General features: G+C 41.8%; 19 protein-coding genes and 1 pseudogene. 12 read left to right on the plus strand and 8 right to left on the minus strand.

The genetic code is table 11. The features are described 5' to 3' along the window. Positions 1-73: 73 nt before the first annotated feature. The 4 genes from IM676_RS14830 (at position 74) to IM676_RS14845 (ending at position 4,941) form a co-directional block, all read left to right on the plus strand. Positions 74-1,882 (plus strand): serine/threonine-protein kinase, encoded by a 1,809-nt coding sequence (locus IM676_RS14830; RefSeq protein WP_200987604.1) that lies wholly within the window; start codon positions 74-76, stop codon positions 1,880-1,882. Between the two features lie 101 nt (positions 1,883-1,983). Then, on the plus strand, positions 1,984-4,143 hold the full coding sequence (locus tag IM676_RS14835) for a Tex family protein (RefSeq protein WP_200987605.1): 2,160 nt from the start codon (positions 1,984-1,986) through the stop codon (positions 4,141-4,143). Positions 4,144-4,295: 152 nt separating this feature from the next. Beyond that, positions 4,296-4,694: a phage holin family protein gene (locus IM676_RS14840; protein ID WP_200987606.1), complete on the plus strand. Its 399-nt coding sequence runs from the start codon at positions 4,296-4,298 to the stop codon at positions 4,692-4,694. Positions 4,695-4,749: 55 nt separating this feature from the next. Further along, on the plus strand, positions 4,750-4,941 hold the full coding sequence (locus IM676_RS14845; protein WP_200987607.1) for a YqaE/Pmp3 family membrane protein: 192 nt from the start codon (positions 4,750-4,752) through the stop codon (positions 4,939-4,941). Positions 4,942-5,048: 107 nt separating this feature from the next. Here IM676_RS14845 and IM676_RS14850 read toward each other — a convergent pair whose 3' ends face one another. After that, positions 5,049-5,849 carry a histidine kinase gene (locus IM676_RS14850; RefSeq protein ID WP_200987608.1) on the minus strand — a complete coding sequence of 267 codons (801 nt, stop codon included), beginning with the start codon at positions 5,847-5,849 and terminating at the stop codon, positions 5,049-5,051. 33 nt (positions 5,850-5,882) lie between these two features. Between IM676_RS14850 and IM676_RS14855 the strand changes: the two genes are divergently transcribed. From IM676_RS14855 to IM676_RS14870, 4 genes are all read left to right on the plus strand, one after another. After that, positions 5,883-6,284, plus strand: coding sequence for a hypothetical protein (locus IM676_RS14855; protein WP_200987609.1), 402 nt, complete (start codon positions 5,883-5,885; stop codon positions 6,282-6,284). Positions 6,285-6,485: 201 nt separating this feature from the next. Continuing rightward, positions 6,486-6,710, plus strand: coding sequence for a hypothetical protein (locus IM676_RS14860; RefSeq protein ID WP_200990231.1), 225 nt, complete (start codon positions 6,486-6,488; stop codon positions 6,708-6,710). A gap of 60 nt (positions 6,711-6,770) precedes the next feature. Further along, positions 6,771-9,392 (plus strand): leucine--tRNA ligase, encoded by a 2,622-nt coding sequence (gene leuS / locus IM676_RS14865; RefSeq protein ID WP_200987610.1) that lies wholly within the window; start codon positions 6,771-6,773, stop codon positions 9,390-9,392. A 454-nt stretch (positions 9,393-9,846) separates the two neighbouring features. Further along, on the plus strand, positions 9,847-11,496 hold the full coding sequence (locus tag IM676_RS14870; RefSeq protein ID WP_200987611.1) for a GMC oxidoreductase: 1,650 nt from the start codon (positions 9,847-9,849) through the stop codon (positions 11,494-11,496). A 68-nt stretch (positions 11,497-11,564) separates the two neighbouring features. On the opposite strand, the gene IM676_RS14875 is transcribed toward IM676_RS14870, so the two are convergent. The 3 genes from IM676_RS14875 to uvrB form a co-directional block, all read right to left on the minus strand. Beyond that, on the minus strand, positions 11,565-11,774 hold the full coding sequence (locus tag IM676_RS14875) for a type II toxin-antitoxin system HicA family toxin (protein WP_200987612.1): 210 nt from the start codon (positions 11,772-11,774) through the stop codon (positions 11,565-11,567). Next, positions 11,771-11,971, minus strand: a complete 201-nt coding sequence (locus IM676_RS14880; protein ID WP_200987613.1) for a type II toxin-antitoxin system HicB family antitoxin — start codon at positions 11,969-11,971, stop codon at positions 11,771-11,773. Before IM676_RS14880 ends, IM676_RS14875 begins: the two co-directional genes overlap by 4 nt. Before the next feature lie 108 nt (positions 11,972-12,079). After that, positions 12,080-14,077, minus strand: a complete 1,998-nt coding sequence (gene uvrB, locus IM676_RS14885) for an excinuclease ABC subunit UvrB (RefSeq protein ID WP_200987614.1) — start codon at positions 14,075-14,077, stop codon at positions 12,080-12,082. Between the two features lie 251 nt (positions 14,078-14,328). On the opposite strand from uvrB, the gene IM676_RS14890 reads away from it, so the two are divergent. From IM676_RS14890 to IM676_RS14900, 3 genes are all read left to right on the plus strand, one after another. Next, positions 14,329-14,796, plus strand: coding sequence for a hypothetical protein (locus tag IM676_RS14890; RefSeq protein ID WP_200987615.1), 468 nt, complete (start codon positions 14,329-14,331; stop codon positions 14,794-14,796). 327 nt (positions 14,797-15,123) lie between these two features. Continuing rightward, on the plus strand, positions 15,124-15,561 hold the full coding sequence (locus tag IM676_RS14895) for a hypothetical protein (RefSeq protein ID WP_200987616.1): 438 nt from the start codon (positions 15,124-15,126) through the stop codon (positions 15,559-15,561). A gap of 20 nt (positions 15,562-15,581) precedes the next feature. Next, positions 15,582-16,085: a hypothetical protein gene (locus tag IM676_RS14900; protein ID WP_200987617.1), complete on the plus strand. Its 504-nt coding sequence runs from the start codon at positions 15,582-15,584 to the stop codon at positions 16,083-16,085. 47 nt (positions 16,086-16,132) lie between these two features. Here the strand turns inward: IM676_RS14900 and rpe are convergent, their stop codons facing one another. Further along, positions 16,133-16,840, minus strand: a complete 708-nt coding sequence (rpe, locus tag IM676_RS14905; protein WP_200987618.1) for a ribulose-phosphate 3-epimerase — start codon at positions 16,838-16,840, stop codon at positions 16,133-16,135. Positions 16,841-17,043: 203 nt separating this feature from the next. On the opposite strand from rpe, the gene IM676_RS14910 reads away from it, so the two are divergent. Beyond that, positions 17,044-18,651 (plus strand): S8 family serine peptidase, encoded by a 1,608-nt coding sequence (locus IM676_RS14910; protein ID WP_200987619.1) that lies wholly within the window; start codon positions 17,044-17,046, stop codon positions 18,649-18,651. Between the two features lie 174 nt (positions 18,652-18,825). Here the strand turns inward: IM676_RS14910 and IM676_RS14915 are convergent, their stop codons facing one another. From IM676_RS14915 to IM676_RS14925, 3 genes and pseudogenes are all read right to left on the minus strand, one after another. Then, complete coding sequence (locus IM676_RS14915) at positions 18,826-19,179, minus strand: XisI protein (protein WP_200987620.1); 354 nt, start codon at positions 19,177-19,179, stop codon at positions 18,826-18,828. Continuing rightward, positions 19,167-19,349 carry an element excision factor XisH family protein gene (locus IM676_RS14920; RefSeq protein ID WP_225880377.1) on the minus strand — a complete coding sequence of 61 codons (183 nt, stop codon included), beginning with the start codon at positions 19,347-19,349 and terminating at the stop codon, positions 19,167-19,169. Before IM676_RS14920 ends, IM676_RS14915 begins: the two co-directional genes overlap by 13 nt. Before the next feature lie 267 nt (positions 19,350-19,616). Then, positions 19,617-19,841: pseudogene (locus IM676_RS14925) on the minus strand (element excision factor XisH family protein); the annotation flags it as partial. Positions 19,842-19,938 lie beyond the last annotated feature (97 nt).

Below are 19,938 nucleotides of genomic sequence, written 5' to 3' on the forward strand. Positions count from 1 at the left end.
CATAGCAAAGATGATGTATATTTTTTTGTATAATTTTTCTGAGCCATAAATAACCAGCCCATGGTGTGAATCTATGCGTCAATGTCTTAACCCGGAGTGTCTCCACCTTAACCTGGATACCTGCCAATATTGCCAAAAGTGTGGTAACAAGTTACTCCTGCGAGAAAGGTATAGCCCCCACTCAGTTTTAGGACAAGGGGGTTTTGGTCGGACATTTCTAGCCATTGACGAAGATAAACCCTCAAAACCCTATTGTGTCATTAAGCAATTCCTCCCCCAAGCCCAGGGGACAGACAGTATAGAAAAGGCTTCCCAATTATTTGCACAAGAAGCAGAACGTTTAGAACAACTGGGTAAACATCCCCAAATTCCCGAATTAATGGCTTATTTCACCGCCGATCATCGTCAATATTTGGTTCAGGAGTTTGTCAAAGGGGAAACCCTACAAGGTGAATTAGATCAAACCGGGGTGTTTTCAGAACAGCAAATAAGAGGATTGTTAATAGAACTGTTGCAGATATTCAAGTTTGTCCACAGTCAGCAGGTAATTCACAGAGATATTAAACCAGAGAATATCATTCGCCGCAGTAGTGACAACAAGTTATTTTTAGTAGACTTTGGCGCTGCGAAGGTGGTACAACCCAAACAACGCACAGCTACAGGGACAATTATCGGGTCAGCGGAATATTGCGCCCCTGAGCAGTCTATGGGGAGAGCCATATTTATCAGTGATTTATATAGTTTAGGTGTCACCTGTCTGCATTTATTAACAGGAGTTAGCCCCTTTCATTTATATGATCCGATGAATGCACAATGGGTGTGGCGAGATTTCTTGAATGGGAATGTTGTTAGTGATGAGTTGGGTCAGATTTTGGAAAAGTTAGCAAATCCTGTACCCAAGCTGCGTTATCAGTCTGTGGAAGAGGTGATGAATGTTTTGAGTCCTGTTTTTTCCCCTGTCCCTTCCAGGGAAGAGGGAAGAACTCCAGCACCTCATACCCCCTGTCTACACACAACCCTCACCGGTCATTCTCACTGGGTTTTGTCTGTAGCATTTAGCCCGGATGGTCAAACCCTAGCTAGTGGGAGTTGGGACAAGACTATCAAACTGTGGGATGTGAAGACAGGTAAGCTCCGTTACACCCTCAGAGGACATTCTGGCTCGGTTTTGTCTGTAGCATTTAGCCCGGATGGTCAAACCCTAGCTAGTGGAAGTGGGGACAAGACTATTAAACTGTGGGATGTAAAGACGGGTAAGGTTCGCCACACCCTCACTGGACATTCTGGCTCGGTTTATTCTGTAGCATTTAGCCCCGATGGTCAAACCCTAGCTAGTGGGAGTTATGACAAGACTATCAAACTGTGGGATGTGAAGACAGGTAAGGTTCGCCACACCCTCACCGGTCATTCTGACTGGGTTTTGTCTGTAGCATTTAGCCCGGATCGTCAAACCCTAGCTAGTGGGAGTCGGGACAAGACTATCAAACTGTGGGATGTGAGGACAGGTAAGGTTCGCCGCACCCTCACCGGACATTCTAACTCGGTTTGGTCTGTAGCATTTAGCCCGGATGGTCAAACCCTAGCTAGTGGGAGTTGGGACAACACTATCAAACTGTGGGATCTGAGGACAGGTAAGGTTCGCCGCACCCTCACCGGACATTCTAACTCGGTTTGGTCTGTAGCATTTAGCCCGGATGGTCAAACCCTAGCTAGTGGGAGTTGGGACAACACTATCAAACTGTGGGATCTGAGGACAGGTAAGGTTCGCCAGACCCTCACCGGACATTCTGACTGGGTGAGGTCTGTAGGATTCAGCCCCGATGGTCAAACCCTAGCTAGTGGGAGTTATGACAAGACTATCAAAATTTGGCGGTTAAGGTAATATTGACATCTCCAAAAAATAAATATGCGTTGTCAAACATTATTTTGCGCAGATATCTATTACATTTTAGGAGGAGCAACATTTCTTAAGTTAAACACCTTATGCTGAATATTCCTCAACTACTGGCGACTGAATTAAACCTCAAACCTGAACAAATCCAAAACGCCTTGGAACTGTTAGCCGAAGGTGCTACTGTTCCTTTTATCGCACGTTACCGCAAGGAGCGCACTGGGGAAATGAATGAGGTGCAACTGCGGGACTTGTTTGAGCGCTATGCTTATTTAACAGAGTTAGCAGAACGTAAGGGGGTAATTCTCCATGCGATCGCCCAACAAGGTAAACTCACAGAAGAACTCAAAGCCAAAATTACATCCTGCTTACAAAAAACCGAATTAGAGGATTTATACCTACCCTATCGACCAAAAAGGCGCACCCGTGCTACCATTGCCAGGGAAAAGGGTTTAGAACCTTTAGCGGAGTTGATTAAATCTCTCAATCTCCCTCAAAGTCCCACTACATCACTAGAAACAGCAGCAATGCAGTATGTTTCTCAGACTCAGGAGGTGAAAACACCACAGGAAGCACTCAAGGGCGCGGCTGACATTTTAGCGGAAGAGGTGGCAGAAAAAGCGGAATTAAGGGCATATCTGCGTGATTATTTTCTGGACAAAGGGGTATTTATCTCTCAGATCAAGAAAGATTATCCCGAAGGTACAACCAAGTTTGAGATGTACCGCAACTATCAGATGGGGGTAAAAAATATTGCCCCCCATAACCTCCTGGCTTTGTGTCGCGGTGAGGCGGAGGGAATCTTAAATTATGAAATTGCTTTTGATGAAGATATTGTACTCAAGTATCTAGAAGTAAGGGAAATTAAAACCAAAAATCCCATAATTCGGGAATTTTATCAAGCCATGGTCAAAGACGCATTTAATCGGCTGATGAAAACCTCCATTATGGGTGAGGTGATTTCCCAGAAAAAAACCTACGCAGATATAGAATCAATTAAAACCTTTGAAGCCAACCTGCGAGAGTTGCTGTTATCAGCACCTGCGGGAATGAAACCCACACTGGCCATTGACCCAGGTTTTAGAACCGGGTGTAAAGTTGTGGTACTTGACGAAACGGGAAAATTTTTAGCATACCAGGCGGTGTTTCCTCACCAAGGGTCAGCACAACGGGATAAAGCTGTACAAACTCTCAAAAATTTAATTACACAATATCAAATCAAGTTAATTGCGATCGGTAACGGTACAGCTTCCCGGGAAACAGATGAGTTTGTGAACCAGGTTTTACAAGATATAGACCCCAAACCCATTAAAGTTATGGTTAATGAATCGGGAGCATCAATATATTCTGCCAGTAAAGTGGCATTAGAAGAGTTTCCCGATTTAGATATTACCGTGCGCGGTGCTATTAGTATCGGTCGCCGGTTACAGGACCCCCTGGCGGAACTCGTAAAAATTGACCCTAAATCTATCGGTGTGGGACAATATCAACATGATGTTGATCAAAAGTTGCTGAAAAAGAAACTTGATGAAACTGTGGAAAGTTGCGTTAATTATGTGGGGGTGGACTTAAACACCGCGTCTAAGGAACTGTTAACTTTTGTTTCGGGAATTACAGCCACAGTAGCCAATAACATTGTCACCTATCGCAACGAGCATGGAGCCTTTAAGAACCGCAGACAATTATTAAAGGTGGCGAAGTTGGGACCCAAGGCGTTTGAACAAGCTGCGGGTTTTCTGCGGATTCGTGGCGGTGATAACCCTTTAGATAATACCGCAGTCCATCCCGAAAGTTACCCTGTGGTGCTGGCGATCGCCGCTGATTTGGATATACCCTTAAATCAGATTACAGAAATTGCAGCAAAGCTGAAAAAAACCAACCTGAAGAAATACGTCACCGACGGCATTGGGGAACCTACACTCAGGGATATAATCAGGGAACTAGAGAAGCCAGGTAGAGACCCCCGCGCCGAATTTAAATACGCCACCTTTAGAGAAGGAATTACAGAAATTAGTCATTTACAGGTAGGGATGGAATTAGAAGGAATAGTCACCAATGTGGCTAACTTTGGCGCTTTTGTGGATATTGGCGTACATCAAGATGGTTTAGTGCATATTTCCCAACTAGCTGATAGATTTGTCGATGATATCCAGAAAGTGGTTAAAGTGGGACAAGTTGTAAAGGTGCGGGTATTGGAAGTTAACGAAAAGTTGCACCGTATTAGTTTATCGATGAAAGCTGTTAAGCAATAAAGCTCTGTTAGTGTCTTTGTCGTCAACAAAGACACTCTCAACCTAATGGTAGAAACATAATCCGTCTTATTCAAGATGGAAAATATCAGTATTTATCTGAAAATAATACCAGGAATCGTCAAGAATCCATCTGTTATTTTTAGGTAAAAACAATGTGGGGAACACTTTTAACGGTCATAGCCACAGCCTTGAGCTTGTTAATTGTCGATTTAGTTGTACCCGGTGTAAATATTGCTAATTTTCCAGCAGCTATGATTGCTGGTGTAGTCATTGGTTTGATCAACAGTTCCATTAAACCAATCCTTGCTGCTTTATCTTTACCCCTGAACTTCCTCACCTTCGGAGCATTTTCCCTAGTAGTTAACGGTTTTTGTTTCTTATTAGCTGGGGTAATAGTTCCAGGGTTCGCAGTCCGGGGAGTTCTCGCCTTTTTTCTGGGTCCTGTAATTTTATCTTTTGCTAATACCTTCATTAATAAATATTTAGCTGAAAGATATCCTGTGTTAAACAGTACTGGTGTTAGTAGGGAAGGGGAATTACCCTCAAGATGAGTACCATACACCATTTCCTCAAAAACCTGATTAAATAAAATAAGATTGCCAAATCATGAAAATCAGTCGCTTACTTTTAGGTTTATTCCTTCCTCCTGTGGGTGTGTTTCTCACAGTTGGCGCTGGTCCAACTTTGTTAATTAACATTTTACTCACACTTTTAGGCTGGCTTCCCGGTAGCATCCATGCAGTTTGGGTAATTGCTAAACATGAACAACAAATAAATGAACAAAGACGTAGTTATTAAGATGAACGTCTGTCGTAAATAGGGTGGTTACTGTCAGTAACCACCCTAATTTTTTGCTGATAAATAAATTTATTTCTGTTAACATTGGTCAAGACTACTGGTCAAGGCTACTTACGAGTTAGTTCCTGGCGTTGCTCAGTAGGTGTCTCATCTTTAAAAATATCAGCAGCTGATAGCAACAACTCCCGTAAAGTTTGTTTAATTTGATGCTCCTTTTTGGCGATCGCCGCACCAGCTTGACCTAATTGATCTTCTAGGTGCGATCGCTTTTCTTCCACTTGTGTCGCCATAGCCTCAGCTTGGGGACGAGCCTGATCGTACCACTGTTTTGCCTCATCTAGATAATCCTTAACCTCACCATCCCGTCCGCCATAACGCGCAGCTAAATTCGCCCGGACAATAGCTAATTGAGCTTGCAATTGCGCATAACGTTTCTTGAGTAAAGCTACCTCCTCACTATCTTTAATGGTATTAATAGCAGAAGCGATCGCATTTTTAGTATCCTCAGTTTTATCCTGGCTAGTTTCGGCAATTTCCGTTAAAATACCGTCAACTTCTTGCTGAATTTGTTCCTCTTCACTATCCAATTGTGCTTGTAGCTTCTTGACTTCTCCCTGAGTTTTGACAATCGCCTCATGTCGTTTGCTATTAACCCCTTCCAACGCCCCCTCAATGCAAGCTGTGACATCTTCCTTAATTTCCGCCCCCCTGTGTTGAAAGTTTTCCACCACAGCAGAAACCGCATCTTTTACCAGATAACGAATATCACTAGAACCTGCTTTTAATTCCGAACTTAGCTGAGAAACAGCAGATTTGACAATTTCGCGAATCCGCTGAGTTCTTAACTGTCCAGTTTCTTTCACCTGTTGCAAATCGATGGTAATTTGCTCCTTAACATTCTTCGACATTTTTAACCTTTCCTATTTAAATCACAAAGATGAATGACACAAACAACATCCTCTATGTGCATTGTGGAAGATAGTTATAAAAATAAACACATCCCAAAGATAGAAAATCCTGATAATTTACGACTAAAGCATCTCATACCTAAGAGGATGTTTGGAAATTATCAAACAGGTAATTTTTATATTAGGGAACAGGGAACAGGGAACAGGGAACACACCGAAGGATTGGTAAGCATTGGTAAGCATTGGGGAACACACCGAAATAATAAAATCCAGTTCCCTCCCCTTACAAGGACAAGACAAGGTGGACAAGGTGGACAAGGTGACAAGGGAGAAAAACAGTACAAAGTCTGTATTTTTAGTAAGAAAAATAGCCCCTTAAAAGACCATTGTCCGTATAAAATCTTCCTTGTCCACTTTCCTTCCTTGTCTTCCTAGTCTTGCCTTCACAGATCATATTAAAAACCTACCCTTGCAAGGAGAGGGTGGGGTGAAACAATAGTTGATACACTAATCATGACTTATCAAACATCCTCTAATAGATACCCCTAGAATCAAATCTGCGTAACGGTAAACCTCAAAAATATGTGCCGCCCATGTGAGATAATAAGTATTAATAGCTAGTAAATGAGAGAAATTATGTGGCGGGTAAATGTAACTTGTTCCGGTGACGCTTGGAAACAACACGGCGCGAACTTCAAAACCATATCAGATAAATATCAAGGGGAGTGTATTTCTTCCAAAAAAATGCCAGATGGGACAAGAATCATGGCATATAAAATAGAAGATGTCAGCGATGCCGAAGCTTTTCAAGAAGAGTGTACCACCTTTGCCGGGTTTACAGCTGATTTTGAATCCCTGTAACATTGCCTAGCATCTATAATATTGAAGCAAACACGATTATAGTCCCGTAGGAGAATTTTGGTGGATTCCCGATATAACCCAGCAGACATTGAGGAAAAATGGCAACAAACATGGGCAGAACTTGGCTTAGATCAGACACCTGCAAATACTAAAGTGCCAAAATTCTATGCTCTTTCCATGTTCCCCTATCCATCGGGCAGCCTCCACATGGGTCATGTCCGTAATTATACTATAACAGATGTAATTGCACGCCTCAAGCGAATGCAAGGATATAGGGTACTGCACCCCATGGGTTGGGACGCCTTTGGTTTACCAGCAGAAAACGCCGCCATTGACAGGGGAGTACCACCAGCCAAGTGGACTTATCAAAACATTGCTCAAATGCGACAGCAATTAAAGCGTTTGGGTTTGTCTATCGACTGGGACAGGGAAGTTGCTACCTGTTCACCAGATTATTACAAGTGGACGCAGTGGATTTTCTTGCAATTCTGGCAAGCTGGGTTAGCATATCAAAAAGAAGCAGCAGTAAACTGGGACCCCGTAGACCAAACTGTGGTAGCTAACGAGCAAGTTGATAGCGAAGGTCGTTCTTGGCGCAGTGGGGCAAAAGTTGAGCGAAAACTATTGCGCCAGTGGTTTTTAAAGATTACCGACTATGCCGAAGAATTACTCAACGATTTAGATAAGTTAACAGGTTGGCCAGAACGGGTCAAGTTAATGCAAGCTAATTGGATTGGTAAGTCTACAGGCGCTTATTTAGAATTTCCCGTGGTGGGAAAGGATGAAAAGGTGGCTGTCTACACCACACGCCCAGATACAGTTTATGGTGTCAGCTATGTAGTATTAGCGCCAGAACACCCTTTAACCCAGGTAGTCACAACCCCGGAGCAAAAACCAGCTGTAGAAGCATTTATTCAAGAAGTTTCCCAGCAAAGCGAGTTAGAACGGACTGCTGAAGACAAACCCAAGCGGGGTATCCCCACTGGTGGCCAAGTCATCAACCCCTTTACTGGGGAACAAGTACCCATTTGGATCGCAGATTACGTACTGTATGAATATGGTACCGGGGCAGTTATGGGTGTACCTGCTCATGATGTGCGAGATTTTAAATTTGCCCGTGTTTATAATTTACCCATTGAGTTTGTCATTGCTTCCCCCGATGATGTGGCAGATTTTGACTTAACCCCCACATCACCCACAGATGAAATCACCAAAGTTATTAATATTGAATACAATCAGGCATATACTGAGCCAGGAATTTTAATTAATTCCGGGTCTTTCACCGGTATGAGTTCCACAGATGCCAAAGAGGCAATCATTAAATATGCTGAGTCAGAAAATTTTGGTAAACTGCGAATACAATACCGCCTGCGAGATTGGTTAATTTCCCGACAACGCTACTGGGGCGCACCTATACCAGTTATTCACTGTCCCAATTGTGGCATAGTACCAGTCCCCGATGAGGATTTACCAGTCAGGTTACCAGAAGAGGTAGAATTAACCGGGCGTGGGGGTTCACCTTTGACTCAGTTGGAAAGCTGGGTCAATGTTCCCTGTCCTAGTTGCGGTACTCCCGCTCGGCGAGAAACCGATACCATGGATACCTTTATTGATTCTTCTTGGTATTTCCTACGCTATCCCGATGCTCAGAATACAGAACAAGTTTTTGACCCCGCTAAAACTAATGACTGGATGCCTGTAGATCAGTATGTGGGTGGTATTGAACACGCTATTTTACACTTGTTATATTCCCGTTTCTTTACTAAGGTGCTGCGGGATAGAGGTTTACTTAACTTTGATGAACCCTTCGCCCGGTTGTTGACTCAGGGTATGGTACAGGGTTTAACTTATATGAACCCCAATAAAAGCGGTAAAGATAAATGGGTATCTTCTCATCTGGTCAACCCAGCAGACCCCCGCGACCCCCAAACAGGTGAACCATTACAACGCCTCTATGCCACTATGTCTAAGTCTAAGGGTAATGGTGTAGCACCGGAAGATGTGATTAGTAAGTATGGTGTGGATACGGCGCGGATGTTTATCCTGTTCAAAGCACCCCCAGAAAAGGATTTGGAGTGGGACGAAGCGGATGTAGAAGGACAATTTCGCTTTTTAAATCGGGTATGGCGCTTGGTCACAGATTATGCTACCGCTGGGGTATCCCGCAAAAAGGCAGAACTTTCTAATTTAACTAAGCCAGAAAAGGAATTACGGCGCGCTATTCACACCGCTATTCAAGGGGTGACGGAAGATTTAGAAGATGAATATCAATTCAATACCGCTGTTTCGGAATTGATGAAGTTAAGTAATGCTCTCACTGATGCTGAGTGCAAAAATTCCCCTATTTATGCTGAGGGAGTTCAAACTTTAGTGATCATGTTAGCTCCTTTTGCCCCCCACATTGCTGAGGAATTGTGGCAGTCCTTGGGTAATAGTGGTTCTATCCACACTCAAACTTGGCCATCTTGTGACCCTGGGGCTTTGGTAGCTGAGGAAATTACTTTGGTAATTCAGATTAACGGTAAAAAACGTGCAGATATTCCCGTCCCCGCACAAGCTGATAAGGCGGAGTTAGAAAGATACGCCCGTGAGTCGGAAGTTGTGCAGCGTTACACTGAGGGTAAGGAAATTAAAAAGGTGATTGTGGTTCCCGGAAAGTTGGTTAATTTTGTAGTTGTTTAATAATCTAGTCTGTTAGGTGGGTTAGGGTTGACTTAACCCACTATTTATCTCTTTATACCTGAAATTGTAACAGCTTCTCGTTAGTCTCCCGCTAGTCACCACCACATCGGGATAAAAGTATTTTTTCCCTGGTTATATCTGTAGCTTGATATCTACAATATACACTTCACAAGAGCCACCAGTTAGAGCATTATCTACGGGCTTGAAGAAGTTGAGAAATGTGATAATGGTTGCGTGTACCATCACTTATGGAATTTACCCACCCTCATCCTCTTAGCCTTTCTATTGACAGGGTTACCCAATTTTAACCTGAAAAATTCATAATATTTAAATGTTGCACATCCTCTAAAGTTGTGCCATATTCAATCTAATTCAACAAAGGAAACAATGAAAAGAATCCTTCAAATGACCTTTTTGAACAAGACATATTTTGATTAGAGATACTTATCTAAAAATGTTAATTGATGCACGCAAATTACCCCAAGATGAAACTCTGGAAACTGAAGTTTGTATTGTTGGATCTGGTCCAGCAGGTATTACTTTAGCGCGTGAATTAGCTGGAACAGATTTTCGGGTTATTTTATTAGAAACTGGTGGATTAAATTTTGATCGTAATACTCAATCACTTACTTTAGGTGAAAGTGTTAATAATCATTTTGAAACCTTAGAAAGTCAGCGTTGTTTTCAGTTCGGCGGTACGGCTAACTTTTGGAAAATTCGCCTAGGTAATAATGTCATTGGTGTTAGGTATGCACCATTAGATAAAATAGACTTTGAAAAGCGTGATTGGCTACCTTACAGTGGTTGGCCTTTTGATAAATCTCATCTTGATCCTTTTTATAAACGCGCTCATCAACTTTGCCAACTGGGAACTTTTAGTTATGATGCTCAGGACTGGGAAGAGGCTCAAACTCCTTGTTTGCCATTTTCTGGGAATGTAACTACTAATATGTTTCAGTTTGGGCCTCGTGCTGTATTTACCCATGATTCCCGTGAAGTAATTCAGCAAGCCAGAAATATTACCACATATCTCAATGCTAGCCTAGTGGAAATTGAGACAGATGAAACAGCCACAAATGTAACTCGTTTAAGGGTGGCTTGTTTATCTGGAAAAGAATTCTGGGTACGTGCCAAATTTACTATACTAGCAACAGGTGGTATAGAAGCGGCACGTTTATTATTACTATCAAATAAAGTGCAAACAACTGGTTTAGGTAATCAAAATGATCTAGTAGGGAGATTCTTTATGGATCATTCTTTAGTTCATGGGGGTAAATTAATTCCTAATAATCCACAGATTTTTCACAAAACAGCTTTATATGATTTACGGCGGGTTAATAACATTCCAGTCATGGGTAAGTTAACTTTGACAGAAGAATGTATGCGGCATCAAAAATTACTAAATGTTAGTACATTAATGTTTCCTATTCCCAAACTACATCAGTTAAAAGCAGCAAATTCCCTGAAAACATTGCTGTTATCAATACATAAACCACAAGTACGTCAAGATATTCTCAAACACTTAAAAAATATTGTTTTTGGTCTTGACTATATTTTACCTGCTGCTTACGGAGCAATTATCAAGCAGGAACCCTTTATTCCTAGTTTGGCTTGGAGTGGTTGGTCTTATATTCCAGATAAAGAAAGACGATTTGCCGGTTTTACCCTTCTACAAATAGCTGAACAGGTACCCGACCCTGAGAATCGTATAACACTCACTGGCGATCGCGATCGCCTCGGTCGTCAACGAGTAAAGTTACACTGGCGTTGGAATGAAATTGATATTGAGCACATCAATAGAACCCAAGATATTTTACGACAAGAAATTGCTCTGGCTGGCATTGGTGAGTTACTTGAACGAGATGGCAATTTACCAAAATTAATCCATCCTGGTTTACATCATCACATGGGAACAACAAGGATGCATGATGACCCGAAACAGGGTGTTGTTGATAGAAATTGCCAAGTCCATGGTATTTCTAACCTATTCATCGCCAGTAGCTCTGTGTTTCCTACAGGAGGTTTTGCTAATCCTACACTCACCATTGTTGCTTTAGCCATGAGGTTAGCTGACCATATCAAGAATATTATGGCAGTAAATTAATTCCTTCCCAGCATTTTATCTCGTAAATGTTTAATGCGATACATAAAATTTATCCTTGGTGATTATTGTTACTCCAAATCTTCCTCACTAATTCCAGCATCCTTCAAAATGCTTTTTAAAGTTCCTTTTGGCAAATCACGATTACTATGAACTGGAATGGAAAGGATGACTTCAACATCCTTTTTTCCATAAATGTAATGGCTACCGGTAATTCGTTTTAGCTCCCAGCCATATCGTTCCACAACCTGGCAAAGTTTCTTACCTGAAACAGATTTCATAGAGATAGCTCAACCAATTGCTTTTCTGCTTCAGTCGCCTCTCGGTCACTAGCAACATCTAACCAACCTTGAACAGCATCTTCAAGCATTTCTAGTAGATGTTCGTAGCTGTCCCCCCAAGTGTGACAACCAGGTAAAGCAGGTACAGAACCGCACCAAACACCATCTTCCTGCCAAATTAATACTTTAATTTTCATAACCAGTACTCAAAATCTTGTCATGCCTACATTTTAGGATTACGGGCGGGTTTACTAGTATGATACTTAATCATCAATAGGGGTCATGCCTTCACCCATAAGCAAAACTTAACTTCCCAGCATTTTATCCCGTAAATTTTTAATGCGATCGCGAAATTTTGCCGCCTCTTCAAATTCCAATTTCTTGGCTGCTGCTTTCATCTGTTCTTCTAACTTCCCAATCAACTCTGGAATCTGTTCTAAGGGTAATTCATCTATATGTTCATCTACCACTTTTAAATCATTACCATTCAACCGGCGAGAAACTTCTAAAAATGATAAAATGGCATTACTTGACTTTTTAACAATGGATTGGGGTGTAATACCGTGCATCCGGTTATATGCAATTTGAATACCCCGCCTTCTGTCTGTTTCTTCCATAGCCTTAACCATACTATCTGTGAGACGGTCGGCGTATAAAATCGCCTGTCCCCTGACGTGACGCGCTGCTCTCCCAATGGTTTGAATTAAGGAACGTTCAGCTCGTAAAAAGCCCTCTTTATCAGCATCCATAATTGCAACTAAGGAGACCTCCGGTAAATCCAAACCTTCCCGCAGCAAGTTTACCCCCACCAAAACATCAAAATTACCCCCGCGCAAATCTTGTAAAATCTCTATACGCTCAATAGAATTAATCTCTGAATGCAAATAGCGCACCCGGATACTTTGCTCCTGGAGATACTCGGTCAAATCCTCCGCCATTTTTTTAGTTAAGGTGGTAATCAACACCCTTTCTTGGCGTTCTACTCTGTCTTTAATTTCCCCTAATAAATCATCAACTTGTCCTGCTGTGGGGCGTACAAAAATTTCCGGGTCAACTACCCCAGTCGGTCTAATTACTTGTTCAGCAATATGACCCTGAGATACTTCTAACTCCCAATTTCCTGGGGTGGCGGAAACAAAAATACATTGATTCACTTTTTGCCAAAATTCTTCTGCTTGTAAGGGTCGGTTATCAGCAGCACTAGGAAGACGAAACCCATGGTCAATTAATACTTTTTTCCTAGCTTGGTCGCCGTTATACATACCGCGAATTTGTGGTACGGTAACGTGTGATTCATCTATGACTAATAACCAATCTTTGGGAAAATAATCGATTAAACATTCTGGGGGTTCTCCCGCCTTTCTCCCTGCTAAGTGACGCGAATAGTTCTCAACCCCGTTACAATAACCTACTTGTTGCAACATTTCCAGGTCGTAGCGTGTGCGCTGGTCTATGCGTTGTGCTTCTAAGAGTTTCCCCCCTTGTTCTAATTGGTCTTTGTGCTGCTTTAACTCCGCTGCAATATCATCACAAGCTGCTTCTAGGCGTTCTTCTGGGGTGACAAAGTGACGCGCTGGGTAGATATTCACGGTTTCTAAACTGCGGATAATTTCACCGGTCACCGGGTCAATATATCTAATGGCGTCGATTTCGTCCCCAAAGAATTCTACCCGAATAATTCTGTCTTCATAGGCTGGGCCAATTTCTAAGACATCTCCCCGGACGCGAAAACGTCCCCGACCCATTTCTACATCATTGCGACTATACTGTACTGTTGCTAAATCGCGTAAAATGTGCCGCTGGTTTACTTCCATACCTATGCGCAAGGGGATGGCGGCTTTGAGATATTCTGCGGGAATACCTAAACCGTAGATACAGCTAATGGACGCAACTACAATTACATCACGCCTTTCAAAGAGCGATCGCGTGGCGGAGTGGCGCAACATATCGATTTCATCATTAATCGAGGATGTTTTTTCAATATAGGTATCAGTAACGGGAATATAGGCCTCTGGTTGATAATAATCGTAGTAGCTGACAAAATACTCCACTGCGTTATCAGGAAAGAATTCTCGCAATTCATTACACAGTTGTGCCGCCAGGGTTTTATTATGTGCCATTACTAAGGTAGGCTTACCCACTTTTTCAATCACTGCGGCTATGGAAAATGTTTTACCTGTACCTGTGGCTCCTAGTAAGGTTTGGTAACGGTTATCAGCAGCGATACTGGCGCTCAGTTGGGCGATCGCTTGGGGTTGGTCTCCTGTGGGAATAAAAGGAGCTTGCAGAGAAAATCCTGTCATAAAATATGATATATCATGTTAACCATACTGTTGCTCCCTTGCTCAACTCAGGAGATCATCAAATTACTAAATAGCAATACTATTTTACAAAAATTTACACTTCCCTCACAATTTAAATTTACTTATGTAACACTGTCAAACATACTAATATCATGACTAGGTTATTTCAGGTTACACTCTTGATGAGGAGGGAAAAATCATTTTTCCTTAATTATTGTAAAATTCAGTTAATAAACTAGACGTATCCGTTTATGAGTATTAGTAGCACTGAGGGAGAAACCGATGCTCAACACCAGGATACCAAGCTGAAGGGAGAAAAGACAGTGGCAGTTGAAAATAAACAGGATACTAATTTGAGTACCGAAAAAGTCGAAAAAGACTCGGATTTACCAGTACAGAAAGAGGAAGGGAAACTAGCTATTGCGGGAGTCCGTCCCATAGGAAGCAGTGATTTACAAATTGCTGGAACAGTTAAAATTTCTGGAATCCGTCCCATTGGCATCAGTACATTGGCTGTTGCTGATACAGTGAATATTATGGGAATTCGTCCCATCGCTGCTCAGACATTTGAAGTTGTTGACACCATCAACCTATCTGGTATTCGTCCCATTGCTGCGAGTACATTAGTAATTGCCAATAATTACAGTTCTTTTGGTAATCGTCCAACAGCGTCAAATCTTATTGATGACTCACCTGTGCTCATGGGTTTTCTAGATTAGTTCTGAAAGTAATTCTAATTAATAGCATTATCCGGTTATCTCAAATAACCGTTTTTTTTTATCTACGAAAATCTTAAGGGATAAACTTACTTTTGTACTCACTCTTTTTATACAGATATTTAATATAACCTATGGCAGAAGATGGTAGTCAAAGCCAGCGCCTAGATTATAGAGGTAATTAAAAATATTTGGCAATCTCATGGTCAAGTCCAATTATTTTTAGTTTAATTTGGAGAAAATTTATATCAATTTTGATGAGTGACAATTATACCTGAGAGTTAATTAACTACAGTTGCGTTGTCAATATTTGACTATGAGAGGTAAACAATGAATCTGCTGGAGCAGGGGCGCAAAATTGCGATCGCTTTCATATTAGTTTTAGTGTTAACAATAACTAGTGCTTGTGGTAGTCCTACCGTCACAGAAGCTGACCGCACTACTACCCCATCAATAGGTAGTGACCTAACTTATGCACAGCTAGAAAGAGGTAATACCCCAACTGGACAAAGTTTTGGTGACTGGGTTGTAGAAACATCTCAGGGATTAATTGAGGATGCTTATGTCAGAGACAATAATCAGCTGGGTGTGGTCATTTCCCCTCAGGTAAAACCCCAGGAAGTACAACCTTTAGCAAAATCTTTAGTTCAAGGTTTTCGGAAAAACTTCCCCGCTCAAAACTTAACTATTTTTGTCTATGGCCCAGATAAACGGTTAATTCTGACGACTAAATATGATAGAGCGACTAATCAAATCCAGTACAGCTAATTAAATCAGGAGTAAGTCAGGTGACCAGTAGCGAAGAGTACAGAAAACAAATTCTCAGAGATTTGTCTGAGGGGAATGTAGAATCTCTTGATGATGTTTCCTATGATAACTTTGATGATTTTGCCCAGCGGACTACACCTAACCAACGTCGTCAGCTGTTGGGTAGATCTGTCAATACCCAAACAATCCCTTCTAGCCAAATGGAGCCAGAATTACAACAGGCGATCGCCCAAATCAAACCCAATGAACGGGATGATGTCGCTAGGGAGTTTTTTAAAGAATTTAAATCTAGAGGTTTAGACGAAAGACGTTTAGAACAACAATTAAATCTTTCCACTCGTAACCCTAACCGCATGACTGCTGATGATGTGAGTAAAATTGCATCCTTCGCCTATCATAGTCATCCCGATATTTTCCGCGATGTCTTAGCAGAACAACCAGCCATTATGAAATTTCTCAGTAATCCCATTGTCGCCGGACTGATTGGGATTGCAGCGGCTAAATGGTTAGGTAGTCGCAAATAAAATCTCCCGAATTAAATTCGGGAGATAGTTATATTGATCACATCTAATTAAACTGTTGCCAATTGTGGCTCAGGACGCTTACTGTTACGAATAGATGACACAGCTTCGGCGTAATCACTGGCTTTAAATACAGCTGAACCAGCAACAATAGCATTGGCTCCCGCTTCTAAAACTTGCCAAGTATTATTAGCCTTAAGTCCGCCATCTACCTCAATCCAGGGGTCAAGACCACGTTCATCACACATTTGGCGCAATTTGCGAATTTTAGGTAATACAGTGGGGATAAAGCTTTGACCACCAAAGCCAGGGTTAACGCTCATGATTAGCACCAAATCACACAGGTCTAGAACATTTTCAATCAGTTCTAAAGGGGTTCCTGGGTTGAGTACAACTCCTGCTTGCTTTCCTAGTTCTCTGATTTGTCCCAAAGTTCTGTGCAGGTGGGGTGAAGCATTATGCTCACAATGCACAGAAATAATATCAGCCCCTGCTTTGGCAAAATCTTCTACATATTTCTCTGGTTCCACAATCATCAAGTGGACATCCAGGGGTTTGGTTGTTACTGGGCGAATCGCCTCCACAACCAGAGGACCTATGGTAATGTTAGGTACAAAACGGCCGTCCATTACGTCAACATGAATCCAATCAGCGCCAGCAGCATCCACAGCCCTAATTTCGTCGCCCAGACGACTAAAATCGGCTGATAAGATGGACGGAGATATCACAATAGGCTTTTGAGATGGTTTTTTGGTCATGGTTCGTGGGTTTTTAAGCGTTCTCTTCTGTAAGCATTTTAACAAAATTTGTTAAAATGCTGATAAATTAATTTCCTGCCATGCTGCCAATTCTGGAATATAAAATATATATTACTCGAGAATTATTCAACAGGGATGCTCAGAAAAGTTTCTTGGAATAGTTACAAACAGTTAATCAGCATTAAGTTAATTAGCATTAAACAATGGGCAGAAAACTAAGGTGGATGATTTGGGGACTGAGTGCTTCTTTTGTGGGTGCGCCCGTACTGGCTTCAGCTTTACAAAGCAGTTTAGGCTCTCATGGCATTGATGCTCTAAAATTACATCAACCACCTTATAACTTACTGGGGCGCAAGATTGCTATTGGTCAGGTGGAAATTGGCCGCCCTGGTATATTTGGTTGGGATAAAGCTGTATCTGAAAATTCTCCCATATCATTGGCCGGAGTCTTTTTACGGGACTCTCCCGCTAAATCTAACAGTGGTGTTGACTCCCACGCTTACAATGTAGCTGGAATCATGGTGAGTCGAGATAAGGCTCTACCAGGAGTCGCACCACGGGCGCGATTATATTCTTCTGCTGTGGGTTCGACTAGACATATGGCACAACCAGAACAGTGTTTAACGGCGCAACATATCGCCCTCCAAAATGGTCGCGATGTCCGCGCTATTAATTTTAGTTTTGGCGAACCTCTAGCCCGCGATCCCCGTGCTAATCCTGTGTTAGATGGTAATGCTTTACTAACTTTATGTCTTGACTGGTCTAGTCGTGTTCATAATGTTTTGTATACCATCGCCGGTAATCAAGGCAAAGGAGGAATTTCTATTCCTACTGATAACTTTAATGGTATCAACGTTGCTTTTTCATCTATCAGGGGACGTATTTTTGATAAGGTAGATGTTTCTAATCTGGCTGGTAGTAAGGAGGTTAATGCTCGGTTAGCTGGTAGGGAATTTAATATTGATGGTCGTGCTTCTATCGGTTTGGTAGCTCCGGGAAGCAATATTCCTATTTTAAATCCAGATGGTAGCTTAAATAAGGTTACAGGTACAAGTTTTGCCGCTCCTAAGGTAACCGCAAGTGTAGCTCTGTTACAGGAATTCGGTGACCGACAAATACTCAACAGAAAACCTAATTGGACTATTGATGCTCGCCGTCATGAAGTGATGAAAGCTGTTTTGTTAAATTCAGCCGATAAAATTCAAGATCAGGGTAATGGCTTACATCTGGGTATGACTCGGACTCTGATTGATAAACAAAATCAAGATTGGCTGGATTCCGATGCGTATCATGACTCTCAAATTCCTTTAGATCCTCAAATGGGAACTGGTCATTTAAATACTTTTCGCGCTTATCAGCAGTTTAGCGCCGGTCAATGGAGACCATCCCAGAGAGTACCGGCGATTGGTTGGAATTATGGCTCTGTGGATGGGGGAAATACTGTTGATTATCGACTGGGAAAACCTTTAAAACAAGGTAGCTTTGTGAGTATTACTCTGAGTTGGAATCGCTTGGTAGAACTAAATGATACTAATAAGAACAATCAATATGATCTGGGTGAAACTTTCAGCGATCGCGGTTTGAATAACCTTGACCTCTATTTAATCTCGGAGGATGATCAAAAAAATCCCAATGCTGGGGTTATTTGTGCCTCAGTCAGTGAAATCGACAGTGTAGAGCATATTTTTTGCCCAGTTCCCACCACTGGTAATTATAAAATCCGTGTCCACTTTCGTCAACAGTCCCATCAAGCCACCCAACCCTATGCTTTAGCTTGGTGGACCGTTCCCACATCTCACCCCCGGAAATAGGGAAACTAGTAATTTTAGTAATTTTCTGCGATCGCCCTGAGCAGCGCTGGCGCGATCGCGAGTAAGGTTATGTATTTGATTATCTTAACAATTAGGCAGATCCCTAGCTTGGAACGAAATTAATCAACTCACACCCCAACCCGTGGCTTATAAAAGCCTAACTCCTCCTCCTCCTCAAGTGGTAGCAAATTCTGTCAAACCCCGTTTACTAGGATGATGAAAGCCTAAAACAATATCACTTTGGGGTATTCCCGCTGATAATAAGTCGTCAACAACACATAAATTTGTTGCGTCTTCTTCTACCCAAATTTTGTCATTTTTAATACATAAATACATGATGATATGCTGGACTAGCTTTTTATCATCCCAGCCAAACCGAAACCAAAGATATTGATCCCTTGCTTCATCAAAAGCCAAGCGATCGCTTGCTTCAATTTCCCTATTTTCTCTATCTTGATTCTTAGTCATTTCATAATATTCAGTCAATACTTTCTGAATCGCCTCACGGTATTTTTCTAGCTTATCCACTGCTGAATTTCCTCCTTTTCCATATCTACAACTATTAACATCAGGTGATTTTCATTACTTACTGCTTGTACAGATTTTCGTTGAAAAAACTCTCCATAAACAACATCATCAACGGCCAAATATAGTTTATATTCTGGTTCAGTTAGTTGAATAAGTTTACGATAAACCATGTATTGACCTAAGAGGATGTTTTAAAAGGTATGATTAGTGTACCAACTATTGTTTCACCCCACCCTAACCCTCCCCTTGTAAGGGGAGGGAACTGGATTTTATTGTTTTTTGTGCGTTCCCCATTCCCCATTCCCCATTCCCCATTCCCTATTCCCTATCCCCCATTCCCTGCTCCCTCCTCCCTATTCCCTATTCCCTATTCCCTGTTCCCTGTTCCCTGTTCCCTAATATAAAAATTACCTGTTTAACACTTTCCAAACATCCTCTAAAGCACTATGAAAATCGTACATCAGCGACTTACCCACAAAACTCTTGATTTCTACAACAATCTTTTGTCCTTGACGTTCTGCGGACAGAGGTTTTTCCGCTGCTAAATCGGCGTAGAGTTCAGCATCCTCATATTTAATAAAGTACGGATCATCCGTAATAGTCCAACCGTCTTTTATTAATGCGGTTTTTACCCTATCATGGTATAAATCTTTCGCTGGCATAGTTAATTAAGTAATTAACACTTTCATTCTAAAAAATTTTAAATACCAGTCACAACTTTATTCTTATCATAAACTCCCCCTGGCCTCTCACCCCTAA

Source organism: Anabaenopsis elenkinii CCIBt3563 (genome assembly GCF_015245355.1).
In the GTDB taxonomy this organism is placed as follows: Bacteria; Cyanobacteriota; Cyanobacteriia; order Cyanobacteriales; family Nostocaceae; genus Anabaenopsis; species Anabaenopsis elenkinii.